At 42.7% G+C, this 15,156-nt stretch carries 13 protein-coding genes; all 13 read right to left on the reverse strand.

Annotated features, from left to right (window positions below; genetic code table 11):
• Window positions 1-9 precede the first annotated feature (9 nt).
• A complete protein-coding gene (gene carB / locus ERX37_RS04035; protein ID WP_133429350.1) occupies window positions 10-3,183 on the reverse strand; it encodes a carbamoyl-phosphate synthase large subunit in 3,174 nt (1,057 codons plus the stop codon).
• The gene (gene carA, locus ERX37_RS04040; protein ID WP_133429351.1) at window positions 3,176-4,270 is read right to left on the reverse strand and encodes a glutamine-hydrolyzing carbamoyl-phosphate synthase small subunit; all 1,095 of its coding nucleotides are present in this window, start codon (window positions 4,268-4,270) and stop codon (window positions 3,176-3,178) included. The genes carB and carA overlap by 8 nt, the downstream gene beginning before the upstream one ends.
• Entirely contained in the window at window positions 4,263-5,543 is a 1,281-nt protein-coding gene (locus tag ERX37_RS04045) for a dihydroorotase (protein ID WP_133429352.1), read from the reverse strand. Before ERX37_RS04045 ends, carA begins: the two co-directional genes overlap by 8 nt.
• 1 nt (window position 5,544) lies before the next feature.
• Window positions 5,545-6,423: an aspartate carbamoyltransferase catalytic subunit gene (locus ERX37_RS04050; RefSeq protein WP_133429353.1), complete on the reverse strand. Its 879-nt coding sequence runs from the start codon at window positions 6,421-6,423 to the stop codon at window positions 5,545-5,547.
• 11 nt (window positions 6,424-6,434) lie between these two features.
• Window positions 6,435-7,742, reverse strand: coding sequence for a uracil-xanthine permease family protein (locus ERX37_RS04055; RefSeq protein WP_133429354.1), 1,308 nt, complete (start codon window positions 7,740-7,742; stop codon window positions 6,435-6,437).
• A 99-nt stretch (window positions 7,743-7,841) separates the two neighbouring features.
• Window positions 7,842-8,366, reverse strand: a complete 525-nt coding sequence (pyrR, locus tag ERX37_RS04060; RefSeq protein ID WP_133429355.1) for a bifunctional pyr operon transcriptional regulator/uracil phosphoribosyltransferase PyrR — start codon at window positions 8,364-8,366, stop codon at window positions 7,842-7,844.
• 140 nt (window positions 8,367-8,506) lie between these two features.
• Window positions 8,507-9,412, reverse strand: a complete 906-nt coding sequence (locus ERX37_RS04065) for an RluA family pseudouridine synthase (protein ID WP_133429357.1) — start codon at window positions 9,410-9,412, stop codon at window positions 8,507-8,509.
• The gene (gene lspA / locus ERX37_RS04070) at window positions 9,399-9,890 is read right to left on the reverse strand and encodes a signal peptidase II (RefSeq protein ID WP_133429358.1); all 492 of its coding nucleotides are present in this window, start codon (window positions 9,888-9,890) and stop codon (window positions 9,399-9,401) included. The genes ERX37_RS04065 and lspA overlap by 14 nt, the downstream gene beginning before the upstream one ends.
• Window positions 9,891-10,082: 192 nt before the next feature.
• Window positions 10,083-12,803 carry an isoleucine--tRNA ligase gene (gene ileS / locus ERX37_RS04075; protein ID WP_133429359.1) on the reverse strand — a complete coding sequence of 907 codons (2,721 nt, stop codon included), beginning with the start codon at window positions 12,801-12,803 and terminating at the stop codon, window positions 10,083-10,085.
• A 215-nt stretch (window positions 12,804-13,018) separates the two neighbouring features.
• Window positions 13,019-13,531 (reverse strand): DivIVA domain-containing protein, encoded by a 513-nt coding sequence (locus tag ERX37_RS04080; protein WP_133429360.1) that lies wholly within the window; start codon window positions 13,529-13,531, stop codon window positions 13,019-13,021.
• 11 nt (window positions 13,532-13,542) lie between these two features.
• Window positions 13,543-14,313: a YlmH family RNA-binding protein gene (locus ERX37_RS04085; protein WP_133429361.1), complete on the reverse strand. Its 771-nt coding sequence runs from the start codon at window positions 14,311-14,313 to the stop codon at window positions 13,543-13,545.
• Between the two features lie 63 nt (window positions 14,314-14,376).
• Complete coding sequence (locus tag ERX37_RS04090) at window positions 14,377-14,649, reverse strand: YggT family protein (RefSeq protein WP_373282932.1); 273 nt, start codon at window positions 14,647-14,649, stop codon at window positions 14,377-14,379.
• A 17-nt stretch (window positions 14,650-14,666) separates the two neighbouring features.
• Window positions 14,667-15,149, reverse strand: a complete 483-nt coding sequence (locus tag ERX37_RS04095; protein ID WP_133429363.1) for a cell division protein SepF — start codon at window positions 15,147-15,149, stop codon at window positions 14,667-14,669.
• Window positions 15,150-15,156: the final 7 nt, after the last annotated feature.

A 15,156-nucleotide genomic window follows, 5' to 3' on the forward strand; every position in this document is an offset into this window, starting at 1 on the left:
AATAGCCTCCTACATTTCGTTCATATTGAATGTCATGCTCTCAATGACATCGATTAAAGCACGTGCTGTGTCAAGAGAAGTCAGACAAGGAACACCGTTATCGACAGATTCACGTCTGATCTGGAAACCATCACGCTCAAACTGTTTACCTTTCGTCATCGTATTGATGACCAGCTGGACACGACCCTCTTTAATCACATCAAGCAGGTTCAGTTCATCACCGATTTTGCTGACTTCAACGACTGGAATGCCCGCTTCTTTCAATGACTGTGCTGTTCCTTTCGTCGCCATAATGCGGTAACCGACATTATGGAGACGTTTGACAAGAGCTGTCGCTTCTTCTTTATCTTTATCCGCGACTGTTACAAGCGCAGTACCATGATCCTTGACTTGCAGGCCACTTGCTAGCAGGCCTTTATATAAAGCTTTTTCAAGGGTGATATCTTTACCCATCACTTCTCCTGTTGATTTCATCTCAGGTCCGAGCGTGATATCCACATTTTTCAGTTTGCTGAAACTGAAGACAGGTGCTTTGACGAAGACGCCTTCCTTGAATGGCACAAGTCCATTTGAATAACCTTTATCCGTCAGTTTTTCACCAAGTACAGCTTTCATCGCCAAGTTGGCCATCGGTACATCTGTAATCTTACTTAAGAAAGGAACAGTGCGGCTTGAACGGGGGTTCACTTCAAGCACATATACTTTATCGTCTGCAATTACATACTGAATGTTGAGCAGGCCGACAATTTCAAGTCCATGCGCCAGACGTTCTGTATAATCTGCCAGCGTCTGAATATGTTCATCAGACAGACTTTGAGGTGGGTAGACCGCGATAGAGTCACCTGAGTGAACACCTGCGCGTTCAATGTGTTCCATAATACCTGGAATAACCACTGTTTCCCCGTCACAGATGGCATCTACTTCAATCTCTTTACCTGTTAAATAACGGTCTATAAGAACGGGATGTTCCGGACTTGCTTTAACAGCCTGCGTCATATAGTTCGTCAGTTCCTGCTCATCGTAGACGATTTCCATCGCACGGCCACCGAGGACATATGACGGACGTACGAGAACAGGATAACCGATATGGTTGGCATTAGCGACTGCTTCTTCTACTGATGTTGCAGTCTTACCTAATGGCTGCGGAATACCGATTTTCTGCATCAATGCTTCGAATTCTTTACGGTCTTCTGCTTTATCAAGATTTTCAAGTGAAGTTCCAAGCACTTTAACACCGTATTTCGCAATTTTATCTGCTAAGTTGATCGCCGTCTGACCACCGAACTGGACAACAACTCCTTCAGGCTGCTCAAGATTGATGATATTCATCACATCTTCTTCTGTCAGCGGCTCAAAATAGAGTTTATCTGAGATTGAGAAGTCTGTTGATACTGTCTCCGGGTTATTGTTGACGATAATCGCTTCGTATCCTGCTTCGCGGATAGCCCATACAGCATGAACCGTTGCGTAGTCGAATTCAACACCTTGACCGATGCGGATAGGACCTGAACCTAATACGACCACTTTCTTCTTATCTGAGACGATAGATTCATTCTCAGTCTCATATGTTCCGTAGAAATAAGGTGTTGACGATTCAAATTCTGATGCACATGTATCTACCATTTTATAGACCGGTTTAATATTATGCTGCTGACGTAATTCGTAGATATCCTGTTCTGACATATTCCAGCGGTGCGCAATAACGCGGTCAGAGAAGCCATATTTCTTCGCCCAGATTAAATGGTCGATATCGCCGGCATGGTCTTTTAAATCATGTTCGATATCAATGATATGCTGCATTTTATTCAGGAAGAACAGATCGATTTTCGTCAGTTCATGAATGCGTTCAGGGGTCACCCCACGACGCAATGCTTCACCGATAAAGAACAGACGTTCATCATCCTGTGCCAGAATACGTTTCTCGATAAAATCAAGCTCAAATTCATCACCATTAGGCAGTCCGAGGTGATGAACACCGTATTCAAGTGAGCGAATCGCTTTTAAGAGTGATTCCTCATAAGTACGACCAATCGCCATAACTTCACCAGTTGCTTTCATCTGTGTGCCGAGTACACGTTCACCTTTTTCAAATTTATCAAACGGGAAACGTGGAATCTTAGATACGACATAGTCAAGAGCAGGTTCAAAAGCTGCATAGCTTGTCCCTGTCACCGGGTTCAGCATTTCATCAAGTGTCATACCAACTGCAATTTTCGCAGCAAGTTTTGCGATAGGATAGCCTGTTGCTTTTGAAGCCAAGGCTGATGAACGGGATACACGCGGATTAACTTCAATGATGTAATAGTTATATGAGTGTGGATCGAGAGCGAGCTGAACGTTACAGCCTCCTTCGATTTTAAGAGCGCGAATAATTTTAAGAGAGACATCACGTAGCATATGATACTCTCTATCAGATAAAGTCTGTGACGGTGCTACTACAATTGAGTCACCTGTATGAATACCGACCGGATCGATATTTTCCATGTTACAGACCACAATGGCATTGTCATTTGAGTCACGCATCACTTCATATTCAATCTCCTTGAATCCGGCGATTGATTTTTCAATGAGACATTGTGTGACAGGTGAATATTTCAGACCATTTGTAACGATCTCGATCAGTTCCTGTTCATCGTGACAGATACCGCCGCCTGTCCCCCCCATTGTAAAGGCAGGCCGCACGATAACCGGATAACCAATCTCGTCTGCGAAGTCAAGCGCGCTTTGAACGTCATTCACAATATCACTCTCAGGTACCGGTTCCCCGAGTTCATTCATCAGATTACGGAATAAATCACGGTCCTCAGCTTGTTCAATTGATGAAAGTTTTGTTCCAAGAAGTGCAACGTTATTCTCTTCCAGGACGCCTGCCTCATGCAGCTGAACAGCCATATTAAGTCCTGTCTGACCGCCAAGCGTCGGAAGAAGTGCATCCGGCTGTTCCTTACGGATAATTCTTGCAACAAAATCAAGTGTCAGCGGCTCAATGTAAACTTTATCTGCAATCTCAGTATCAGTCATGATAGTTGCCGGATTAGAGTTGACGAGGATAACGCGGTAACCTTCCTCACGTAACGCAAGACACGCCTGAGTTCCTGCGTAGTCAAATTCTGCTGCCTGCCCAATGATGATTGGACCTGAACCAATTACCAGTATCGTCTTAATATCATTACGTTTAGCCATTCATGACACTCCCTTTATTTTCGTTCATCATCTGAATAAAATCATCGAATAAATAATTTGGATCGTGTGGACCCGGACTTGCTTCAGGGTGATACTGTACAGAGAATGCAGGCAGTTCTGTGTGTCGAAGTCCTTCGACTGTACCATCATTCAATGCGACGTGTGTGATCACGAGATCAGTCTCTTTTACTGTTTCAGGATCTACGGCATAGCCATGGTTCTGAGAAGTGATCTCAATTTTTCCAGTGGCCAGATTTTTAACTGGATGGTTAGCACCACGATGCCCGAACTTCATCTTGAATGTCGTTGCACCACATGCAAGTGCAAACAGCTGGTGACCGAGACAGATACCGAAGAACGGTACTTTACCGAGTATGCCTTTGATCATCTCGATACCCTCTTTTACGACTTCAGGGTTACCTGGACCATTCGAAAGCATGACACCGTCTGGTCGTAGTCTTAAAATTTCATCAGCTGTCGTGTTCCATGGCATCACTGTGACGTCACAGCCACGTGAGTTCAGTTCACGGACGATATTCTCTTTTTTACCGAAATCGATCAACACAACGCGTAAGTCATTCCCTGTTGAAACGTACGCTGTTTTAGTCGATACTTGCTCCACTTCATCGGTACGGAAATCAGTCATCTTCAAGTCTGCAATCGCTTTTTCAACATCTGCTTCTTCATTGACAAATGCTGCTTTTAAAACACCATGCTGACGGATAACACGTGTCAGCTGACGTGTATCGACGCCGTCAATACCGGGTACATCATAATTTTTTAATGTCTCATCAAGTGATGCCATATTACGGAAGTTACTTGGCAGTTCACAAGCTTCGCGTACAACCATACCTTTAAGAGATGGTGTAAGTGTCTCGTAGTCATCACGATTGATACCGTAATTGCCAATCAACGGATAAGTGAAAGTAATGATCTGGCCTGTATATGATGGATCTGATAAAGTTTCCTGATAACCTGTCATCGCTGTATTGAATACAATCTCACCTTGTGTCTCTTTATCGCTGCCGAAGCGATAACCTTTAAAAATCGTGCCATCTTCAAGTACTAAAAATCGTTGTTTACGCATGTTGACCCTCCTGATATGCAATTTTGCCTTCTGCTAATGTAAGTGTGACATTACCGAATACTTTCTCACCGATAAATGGCGTATTAGAGCTTTTAGAAAGAAAATCCTCTGCCTTGATTTCGTATTCTTCATCCAGATTGATAACCGTGATATCTGCTGGTGCTCCTACTTCAAGCCGACCATATGGTAATTTGAAAACATCAGCCGGTTTAGTTGTTAAATATTCGACTAACTGTCCGAGTGACCAGTCACCATTTTTGACGAATTGAGTATAGAGCAGTGGGAATGCTGTTTCACTGCCGACAATTCCAAAAGGTGCTTTAACCATCGGCTGTGCTTTTTCATCAGCAGCATGTGGCGCATGATCTGTCGCGATAAAATCAATCGTACCGTCAAGGAGTGCGTCAATCAATGCTTGCTGGTCCTCTTTAGAACGAAGCGGTGGATTCATCTTCAGGATGGCATCATCTTCAGTAATGATATTTTCATTAAGCAGTAAATGGTGCGGTGTCACTTCAGCTGTCACTTTAATACCAGCAGCTTTAGCATCGCGGATTGCTCTGATACTCTGAATGCTCGATACGTGACAGACATGGTAATGACAATCCGCTGCTTCAGCGAGAAGGACGTCACGTGCAATCTGAACCGCTTCACAGATAGACGGGATACCTGGGATACCGAGCGATTTGGAAACTTTACCTTCATGCATCGCTCCCCCGTAAATAAGTGAGTTATCTTCACAGTGTGCGACGATGGCCATGTCTAATTTAGCGGCCTGCTGCATCGCCTCATACATAACTGAAGCGGTCTGTACACCTACACCATCGTCTGTAAATGCGAATGCACCATGTTCTTTAAGTGCAGGGAAATCAACCAGCTTCTCACCGAGCTGACGTTCTGTAATAGAAGCATAAGGAAGTACACGAACGACTGCATTATCTTTAATCGTCTGATTCAGCTTTTCAATATTCTCAACTGTATCAGGTACCGGACGTGTATTCGGCATTGGACAGACTGTAGTGAAACCGCCGCGTGCAGCTGCCTTAGTACCCGTTTCTATCGTCTCCTTATGTTCACCGCCTGGTTCACGCAGATGGACATGGACATCGATGAAACCTGCCGATACGAATTGACCATTCAGCTCTATGATCTCGCTGTTATAGACATTTAATTGCTCACCTATTTCCGCTACTTTACCGTCTTCAATTCTTATATCTCTTTCAACCAGTTGACCTTCTGCTAAAATTTTACCGCCTCTTAATAATGTGCTCATTTTATTTGTCCCCTTTAGTCAGAATATGGCTTAATATGCTCATGCGTGTATAGACACCGTTCTCCATCTGTTTGAATATACGTGATTTACTCGCTTCAACAAGCTGAGATTCAATTTCTACGCCTCTGTTGACGGGTGCCGGATGCATGACGATAGCTCGTTCTTTCAACTTATTATAGCGTTCACCTGTCAGACCAAAGTCATGATGGTAGTGCGCTTCTTCAAATGTCTTTGCACCATTATGCCGTTCGTGCTGGACACGAAGAAGCATGCAGACATCAATTTCTTCAATAACATCATCAATAGCGACATAATCAGCATTAAGTGACTTATCCTGCCAGTAATCTGGCGCGGCAAAGTGAACTTCAGCCCCTAGTCTAGTCAGTGCTTCATGATTACTGCGCGCAACGCGAGAATTTAAAATATCACCACATATCAGAATTTTGAGTCCTTCAAATGTGCCGTACTCTTCATAAATAGTCATCAGATCAAGCAGACATTGGGAAGGATGCTGACCGCTGCCATCTCCCCCGTTTACAACTGGAATGCTCAAGTTGACAAGTTCCTTATAATAATCCTGCTGAGAATGACGGATGACAAGGACATCTACGCCGATACTTTCCAGTGTTTTTGCTGTATCATACAGCGACTCCCCTTTAGTGACTGAAGAAGTTGAAGTTTCAAAAGGAATAACATCTAAACCAAGTTTACGTTCAGCCATTTCAAATGAGCATTTAGTCCGCGTTGAATTTTCAAAGAAAAGGTTGGCAGCATAACCATTGAACTGCTCTACTTTACCTTCCTTGAACTCGTGAGCCTTGTTGATGATCGACATAATCTCTTCATTCGACAGCTGTGCAATAGATAATAAGTTGTCCATTTTATCCGCTCCTATTCGTGTACTTTTGCTTCAGGTAAAATCAGATTAAGAAGAATACCAGCGAGTGCTGCAAGCGCCATCCCCTCAATATTGAGATGGATATTCTGTACGGTGAAATCAATGTGTGCTTTACCGATTCCAAGCACTAGTATGACAGAGGCAATAATCAAGTTACGTTTATCGCCAAAATCGACTTTAGATTCAACGAGCATTCTCAGACCACTTGCTGCGATGATACCGAACAGCAGAATGGAGACACCACCCATAACAGGTGTCGGGATGCTTGAAATCAGCGCTGTGAATTTACCGATAAATCCAAGTATAAGCGCGAGTACTGCTGCTCCACCCATCACCCAGATACTATAAATTCGTGTTATCGCAAGGACACCAATATTTTCACCATAAGTAGTACTCGGTGGACCACCGATAACAGAAGCAACCATTGTAGATACACCGTCGCCAATCAGACTGCGATGGAGACCAGGATTACGGAAGAAGTTGCGACCGACTATTTTATTGATGACAACCTGGTGACCGATGTGCTCACTGACTGTCACGAAGACAATCGGTAACATTACAAGGATGAGTACCCAGTCAAAAGTAGGCGTATAGTCACGGAACGGCATATAGATTTCAGGTAACTGCAACCAGTGTGCTTTTTGGATACCTGAGAAGTCGACTACGCCCAGACTAACTGCAGTGACATATCCTGTGATGATGCCCATCAAGATCGGGATGATGGAGAAGAAGCCTTTAGCGAAGATATTAAATGCTATCACCGTGAAGAGCGTCACCCCCGCTATGATCAGATATTTACCGCTATAGCCTGTCGCTGCACCACTATCGGTATACATCGCCATATTAACCGCTACCGGTGCGAGTCCAAGACCAATAACCATTATGACAGGTCCGACAACAACCGGTGGCAAGAGCTTCAGCAACCAGTCAGTACCACTCAGTTTAATGAGCAGCCCGATAATGACATACATCAGTCCTGACATGAATAATGCGACGAGCATCTCTCCTAAGTCATGCGTTTTCAGCCCGACAATAATAGGGGTAATAAACGCAAAGCTGGAACCCAGGTAAGCAGGAATCTGACCTTTTGTGATTAGAATATAGAGCAATGTGCCAAGTCCAGATGCAATGAGCGCTGCTGATACAGGAAGACCTGTCAGATAAGGTACCAGCACTGTTGCACCGAACATCGCGAATAAATGCTGCGAACTGAGTAGCAGCCATTCGCTCGACTTCGGTTTTTCGTGTACATCATAAATCGGCTCAACAGTACGTTCGTAAATCTCTTCATTCATCTGCATTATGTTTTCTCCTTTTAAAAAAGCCTCTTTGCGCATGCAAAGAGGCTTAAGTTTTCACTTAATTACCCTTTGCCGGTCTCTCGTACCGAATTAAAAGAGTTATTTAATATAGACTTGTGTTTTTTCGTCAATTTCATCAAGCATAACGATGATTTCTTCACTTAGGGCAGTCGGAATATTTTTACCGATAAAATCAGCGCGAATCGGGAGCTCTCTATGCCCACGGTCAACAAGCGTTGCAAGACTGATACGGCTTGGTCGAACATGATCAAGAATGGCATCAAGTGAAGCACGCACAGTGCGCCCTGTATAAAGAACATCATCAACGATCACTACATGTTTACCGTTTAAATCTGCATCGATCTGGAATGCCTGTACATCAGCACTGACTCTGTCCGTTACATCATCGCGGTACTGTGTGACATCTAATACACCTGTCGGTACAGTGATGCCTTCGATTTTAGCGATTTTAGACTGAATACGCTCAGCCAGATAGACACCTCGAGTTCTGATGCCCAGTAGCACCAAATTCTGAGTCCCTTTATTATTTTCAAGAATCTCATGAGCAATACGCGTCAATGTCCGGTCAATTGCTTTATCATCAAGTACAACTCGCTGTTTCATCCTAACCCTCCTAAAAAACCTCACGTCAAATAGACGTGAGGTTTTTCTGCTCAACGCCTTCTGAGCCTCTCTGGACTCACTTAAAAGCAACGTGATTAAGTTAACTTCATAATACCATAATGAAGGTTGATGTCAATTGCTTATTTGCGCAGTTTACGAATCAGTTCTTGAAAATACTCAGGCAGGTCAGCTGAACATTCAATATATTCATCTGTCACTGGATGATCAAATCCGATGACGCCCGCATGAAGTGCCTGGCCACCGATATCAAGTGTTTTCTTCGGACCATATTTCGGATCGCCGACAAGCGGATAACCAATATGTTTCATATGCACGCGAATCTGGTGCGTACGACCTGTCTCAAGCTGACACTCAACAAGCGTGTACTTGTCAAAAGTCTCGAGTACATTGAAATGTGTGACCGCATGCTTACCCTCATCCTGAACTGACATCTCCTGGCGGTCTCTTGGATTACGTCCAATCGGAGCTTCAATCGTTCCGAATTCATGTGGAATAATACCATGAACGAGTGCCGTATATTTACGCGTTACTGTTTTATTGACCAGTTGGTCAACAAGACTACGGTGAGCAATATCATTTTTTGCGACCATCAGAAGTCCTGACGTATCTTTGTCGATACGATGGACGATACCCGGACGAATCTCACCATTGATACCCGATAAGTCCTTGATGGCATACATCAGACCATTGACAAGTGTCCCATTAGGATGACCAGGTGCTGGATGGACGACCATGCCTTTCGGTTTATAGACAACCGCAACGTCTTTGTCTTCATAATAAATGTCGATACCTAAATCTTCAGCGACTAAATCGACTTCTTCAACGGGTTTTTCCGTTACAACGATTTCATCATCCATGCGCAGCTTATAGTTAGCTTTAACTGCCTTGTTATTCACGACTACAAGTCCGTTTTTGATCCAGTCCTGAATCTGATTACGTGACCAGTCACTATTAGAGTCTGTCAAGTATTTGTCTATACGTTGACCGACTTCTTCTTCCTGTATTTCAAAATTAAATGTCTGCATTCTTTTTCTCCTTATTCTCATTCACTAAAATATCATAGATCAAGATGATCACTCCGACTGTCAAGCAGGCATCTGCCACATTAAAAATCGGAAAATCATAGTTGATAATCTTCGTATCTATAAAATCGACCACATTCCCTCTGAAGAGACGATCAATAAAATTACCGATTGCACCGGCAAATACGAGTGTCAGCCCTAATTGCATCACAGGTTTATAACTCGCTTCCTTGCGATAAAAATAGGCAATAGCAACCAGCACCACAACCGTAATCAAATAAAAGAACATCATCTGATTCTGCAACATACCCCAGGCAGCTCCGTGATTCCGGTGGGAGGTAATTTCCAGAATATCACCTATAACAGGGATGGAATCACCGATATCCATCGATTTTACAATGATCCATTTTGTCAGTTGATCTGCTAAAATCAGAAAAATGGCGAAGGATGCCATAATATGAAGGTTATATTTTCTATTCATGTCTTCACTCCAATCTCAACTATTCTACCATAGAAATTGAGAGACGTCTTATATATTAATAGTTTACATAATATAGTTATATTATATTTAAGCGTGTTACTGCTCAACTTCCCTCATTTCTGAGCAGCAAACTCACTTCCACCTCATATAAAGAACCCCGTCCTTCTTCGGGGCGGGGTTCTCGCAAATTATTTAACCGACAACTGATGCACAGCGTGGGCATAATTTATCGTCATTTAATTCAGTTGAATAATTCCAGCAGCGTTCACACTTCTCACCATCAGCTTTTGTCACCAGGATATTGGCATGACCGTAATCTTTACCTTCTTTTTCATTCACAACTTCTACTTGTGAAGTGATAAATAACTGGTGAAGATTATTCATAGATTCAAGAAGTTTCTGATCATCTGCATTGTCTACTGAAATTACTACTTTTGCTTCTAGTGACTTACCGATGACTTTCTCTTTACGTGCTTCTTCAAGTGCTTTCAATACGTCATCACGTAATGTCAGGAAATGATCCCATTTCGCTACAAGCTCGTTGTCCACTTCGTGTTTTTCAGGCATATCTGCTAAATGAACACTTGCTTCAGTGACATGTGGTGTATGACCCCAGATTTCTTCAGCTGTGTGCGGAATCACTGGTGCAAGTAATTTCGTGAGTGAAACCAGGATTTCATATAATACTGTCTGCATGCTACGGCGGATATGTGCATCCTGCTCTTCGATATACAGAATATCTTTACCATAATCCAGATAAAAGTTACTAAGCTCAACGTTAATAAAGTTCTGTAATTCCTGATACATGAACAGGTAGTCATTATTTTCATAATGCTCATGCGCTTTATTCACAAAGTCGTAAAGACGGTTCAGCATATAGCGGTCAACTTCAGCTAAATCTTCGTATGCTACAGCATCTGCCGGACTGAAATCATTTACGTTACCCAGAAGGAAACGGAACGTGTTACGGATCTTACGATAAACTTCTGACACTTGTTTTAAGATATCATCTGAAATACGGACATCAGCTAAATAGTCTACTGACATCACCCATAGGCGGATGATATCTGCACCCATCTGCTTCACTACTTTCTCAGGTAAAATCGTATTACCTAATGATTTACTCATCTTACGACCTTGTCCGTCCATAACGAAACCATGTGATAATAATTTTTTATATGGTGACTGACCACGTGTTGCTACAGCCGTTGTGATAGATGAGTTGAACCAGCCACGATATTGGTCAGAGCCTTCAAAATAAAGGTCTGCAGGGAATGATAGTTCAGGACGCGCTTCTAATACACCGCGATGTGAAGACCCTGAGTCAAACCAGACATCCATGATATCAGTCTCTTTAGTGAACTCACCGTTCGGACTTCCTGCATGTGTGTAACCTTGCGGCAGTAAATCTTTTGCTTCTCTTTCGTACCAGACATTAGAGCCGTGTTCTTCAACAAGCTTCGCGACATGTTCAATCGTTGCTTCTTCCATAATGATGTCGCCATTCTCTGCATAAAAGACGGGAAGGGGTACACCCCAGGCACGTTGACGAGAAATCACCCAGTCACCACGGTCACGGATCATATTATAGATACGTGTTTTACCCCAGTCGACTTTAAATTCAGTCTCTTCAATCGCATCAAGGATATCCTGACGTACTTTATTGATAGAAGCGAACCACTGCGGTGTTGCTCGGAAGATAACAGGCTTTTTCGTACGCCAGTCATGTGGATATGAGTGAGTGAAGAAATCGAGTTTTAATAATGCGCCCACTTCTGTCAGCTTCTCAGTGATCAGCTTATTACCTTTATCGTAATAAACCCCCTCAAATTCACCCGCTTCATCAGTAAAGACCCCTTTATCATCCACTGGTGAAATAACAGGTAAGTCGTATTTCTGACCGACCATAAAGTCATCTTCCCCGTGTCCTGGTGCAGTATGGACACAGCCAGTACCTGCATCAGTCGTCACGTGGTCACCTAAAATAACAAGTGAATCACGGTCAAGGAACGGATGCTGTACAGTTACGTATTCAAGCTCAGAACCTTTGAATTCTTTTTCAATCTCAATTGTTTCCTTGTCCCAGCCCACTGCTTCACATACTGAGTCAAGTAACGCCTGAGCCACGATAAATGAATCACCTGCAGTTTTAACCTGGACGTAATTCAGCTCCGGATTAAGGGCAATCGCAACGTTTGCCGGAATCGTCCACGGTGTTGTCGTCCAGATTACAAACTTAACACCTGCGTCCACTTTACCTTTACCATCTTTTGTTTTGAATGCAACATAGATAGAAGGAGAGACTTTATCCTGATATTCGATCTCTGCCTCAGCAAGTGATGACTCACTTGAAGGAGACCAGTAGACAGGTTTTTTACCTTTGTAGATATAGCCTTTCTTCGCCATATCGCCGAACAGACGAATCTGTTCTGCTTCAAACTTCTCCTGCAGCGTGATATAAGGTTTATCCCAGTCTGCATTCACACCTAAACGTTTAAAATCAGCTTTTTGAAGCTCAACTTGTTCGAGCGCAAACTGTTTACACAGCTCACGGAACTCAGCAACTGACATTTCCTTGCGTTTAACCCCTTTTTTAGTAAGGGCCTGTTCAATCGGCAGACCATGCGTATCCCAGCCCGGAACGAATGGCGTGCTGTAACCTGTCATCGCTTTATATCGTGTGATGAAATCTTTGATCACTTTGTTTAAAGCATGACCCATATGAATCTGACCATTCGCATACGGTGGGCCATCGTGCAGAATATAGTTCGGTTTGCCGGCATTCTTTTCTAAAATTTTATGGTATAAATCCTGTTCATCCCATTGTGCTTGAATTTGAGGTTCTTTATTCGGTAATCCACCCCGCATTGGAAAATCTGTTTTCGGCATCAGCAATGTATCTTTATAATCCATCTAATCATCTCCATCTTCTAAAATAAAAAAACACCAGGCATCATGCAGGGACGGAAAAAATCCGCGGTACCACCCTGCTTAACTCCTGGAGTTCGCTCATTACCCTATTAATATTAAAGTAAAGTGATCTATATAGAACACATATACTGAACTCTCACCCTTCTTCAGCTCGCTTGAATATGCTTCAATCTATAACGGCTTTACTCGTATTAAATCTATTCTACATCATTCTGCTGTGTTTGTACAACAGGTTTCGTCTCAAGGTCATAATTCAGCAGATAATCCCAGTCCTCGTTCTGCAGTAAATCAAGCTGTGCCTGTACAAGCATCTGGAAACGTGCACGGAAAATTTTAGATTGACGCTTCATATCTTCTGTCTGATAAGTAATTTCACGCGCTTTCTGCATGGCATCATTGACAATCTGATCTGCATGATTTTGTGCATCCTTGATGATGACATCCGCCTGCATGCCGGCTGCACCTTTAATTTCATCACCCGCACGCTGAGCAACTACAAGCGCTTCACCGATCGTATTCTCGACTGCTCTGAAACGATTGATATTCTCATCCTTATCATCAATAAGCTTCTGCAGCATCGCTTTCTCTTCGCGTAGTTTCTCCAGTTCATTACTGAGTTCTCTTAAATAATCCCGAACTTCATTTTCATTCAGACCTTTATGCACAATATTGAACTGCTTGTTCTCAATGTCTCTTGGCATGTAATCCATATTTTTCACCTCTAGTTGAATAATGTCTCTAATGTCACTCTGATTTTATCTTTCTTCGTTCTGTCACCAATAAAAGCGACTCTTGCTCTACCATACCCTTTAATGGACAATAAATCACGGGCTTCTACTGTAAAACTTGTTTTCGTTATAATCGTATGATTAACTTTAACATGCTCTGCATCAATCATCTTCTGGGCAACGGCACGCGATTTTTTTGTCAATGCCTGCACGACTGCATCAAGCCGCAGACTCGCAAGCGTTGTATCACGACTCTGAAAATGCTCAGTTGTCTGTATCATATCATCAAATGATTTAATTTCAAGTTTTACAGCTGCCCCTTTAATTTTAGTGAGTTCGCGTTGTAAATAAATCGCCATCTGTTTCGTCACTACAAATTGAATACGATCTTCTACGCGGATATCTCCCAGCTGTTCTCTCTTGATGCCGGTCTGCATAATGGAGCCTAGTAAATTGCGATGAGTCAGTGCAACGAATTTATCCGGATAGTTCACTTCAATAAGTTCCATCTCATAATCCGCTATTTCAGGCTCGAAGTAATCAGGCGATACTATCGCCCTCTTTCTCTCGCTCATCTCATCACCGCCGAATAGTGACAGCTTGACCTGCTGCTGTGCGGCAACGACTGAGAAAATATACTGTTCCCGTGGATCAAGAAAAGGAGTTAAGACCGGTGCATACATCTCTTCCACTTTTTCAGCATACTGGAGCGCACTTTTAATGATCGGCTGTTCTTCCGGTCTGAAATGCTGCATGATCGTCATAGTTCATTTCCTTTCACATAAAAAAATAATCTCACTTGCATGAGATTATTTCTTGATAATAACTTAATGAAACATCGGTAAAATAAATTGATTAATTAATTGTGCTAATCCCACACTAAACATATTAAGTACAAATATAGCCACAATCGGCGAAAAGTCAAACATACCGAGTGGCGGTATAATCTTACGGAAAATTTCAAGATAAGGTTCTACTATTTTACCTATAAAACGACCTACCCCAGATTCACGTAGCCCAGGAATCCACGACATAAATATATAAACGATAATTGCATAAGAGTAAAGTCTAATCAGCAGAAAAATAGCTGAAATAATCATACTAACAACCTGTAACGTCATTCATTCTCCTCCGGTGCTTCTAACATTTCTGTAATACTGCCCGCGACTTCGACGTTATCCGGTGTGCATAGGAAGATATCCTGACCGATGCGTTGAATATCGCCTCCGATGGCATATACTGTACCACTGAGAAAATCAATGATACGTTTCGCTGAGATTTTATCGATACGCTGAAGATTGACCAGTGTCGCTCTTCTATTTTTCAGTTCGTCTGCAATATCCTGTGTATCTGAGAATACACGCGGTTCAAAAAGACAGACTTTCGTATTGGATGCCGCTGTTTCAGGTTTCATATTGACGACATTCGGTTTTACAACGCGTTTTTCAGTGCTGGTCTTCACTTGTTTTACCGGTTCAGGCTTCTGTACTTCCCGCTCACGTAATCTGACCTCACGCGTATCTTCACTACTATAAATTACATTATCATCCTCTTCATCATCTACTACAAAGAAGCCTTTAAATACATCTTTAATCGCCATGACAGCC

Origin of the sequence: Macrococcus hajekii, from assembly GCF_004359505.1 — a bacterium.
Taxonomy (GTDB): domain Bacteria; phylum Bacillota; class Bacilli; order Staphylococcales; family Staphylococcaceae; genus Macrococcus; species Macrococcus hajekii.

What these genes read in the sequence shown, in the direction of transcription:
- carB (WP_133429350.1), bottom strand. Translation starts at nt 3,183, where the DNA reads ATGGCTAAACGTAATGATATTAAGACGATACTGGTAATTGGTTCAGGT.
- carA (WP_133429351.1), bottom strand. Translation starts at nt 4,270, where the DNA reads ATGCGTAAACAACGATTTTTAGTACTTGAAGATGGCACGATTTTTAAA.
- ERX37_RS04045 (WP_133429352.1), bottom strand. Translation starts at nt 5,543, where the DNA reads ATGAGCACATTATTAAGAGGCGGTAAAATTTTAGCAGAAGGTCAACTG.
- ERX37_RS04050 (WP_133429353.1), bottom strand. Translation starts at nt 6,423, where the DNA reads ATGGACAACTTATTATCTATTGCACAGCTGTCGAATGAAGAGATTATG.
- ERX37_RS04055 (WP_133429354.1), bottom strand. Translation starts at nt 7,742, where the DNA reads ATGCAGATGAATGAAGAGATTTACGAACGTACTGTTGAGCCGATTTAT.
- pyrR (WP_133429355.1), bottom strand. Translation starts at nt 8,366, where the DNA reads ATGAAACAGCGAGTTGTACTTGATGATAAAGCAATTGACCGGACATTG.
- ERX37_RS04065 (WP_133429357.1), bottom strand. Translation starts at nt 9,412, where the DNA reads ATGCAGACATTTAATTTTGAAATACAGGAAGAAGAAGTCGGTCAACGT.
- lspA (WP_133429358.1), bottom strand. Translation starts at nt 9,890, where the DNA reads ATGAATAGAAAATATAACCTTCATATTATGGCATCCTTCGCCATTTTT.
- ileS (WP_133429359.1), bottom strand. Translation starts at nt 12,803, where the DNA reads ATGGATTATAAAGATACATTGCTGATGCCGAAAACAGATTTTCCAATG.
- ERX37_RS04080 (WP_133429360.1), bottom strand. Translation starts at nt 13,531, where the DNA reads ATGGATTACATGCCAAGAGACATTGAGAACAAGCAGTTCAATATTGTG.
- ERX37_RS04085 (WP_133429361.1), bottom strand. Translation starts at nt 14,313, where the DNA reads ATGACGATCATGCAGCATTTCAGACCGGAAGAACAGCCGATCATTAAA.
- ERX37_RS04090 (WP_373282932.1), bottom strand. Translation starts at nt 14,649, where the DNA reads ATGATTATTTCAGCTATTTTTCTGCTGATTAGACTTTACTCTTATGCA.
- ERX37_RS04095 (WP_133429363.1), bottom strand. Translation starts at nt 15,149, where the DNA reads ATGGCGATTAAAGATGTATTTAAAGGCTTCTTTGTAGTAGATGATGAA.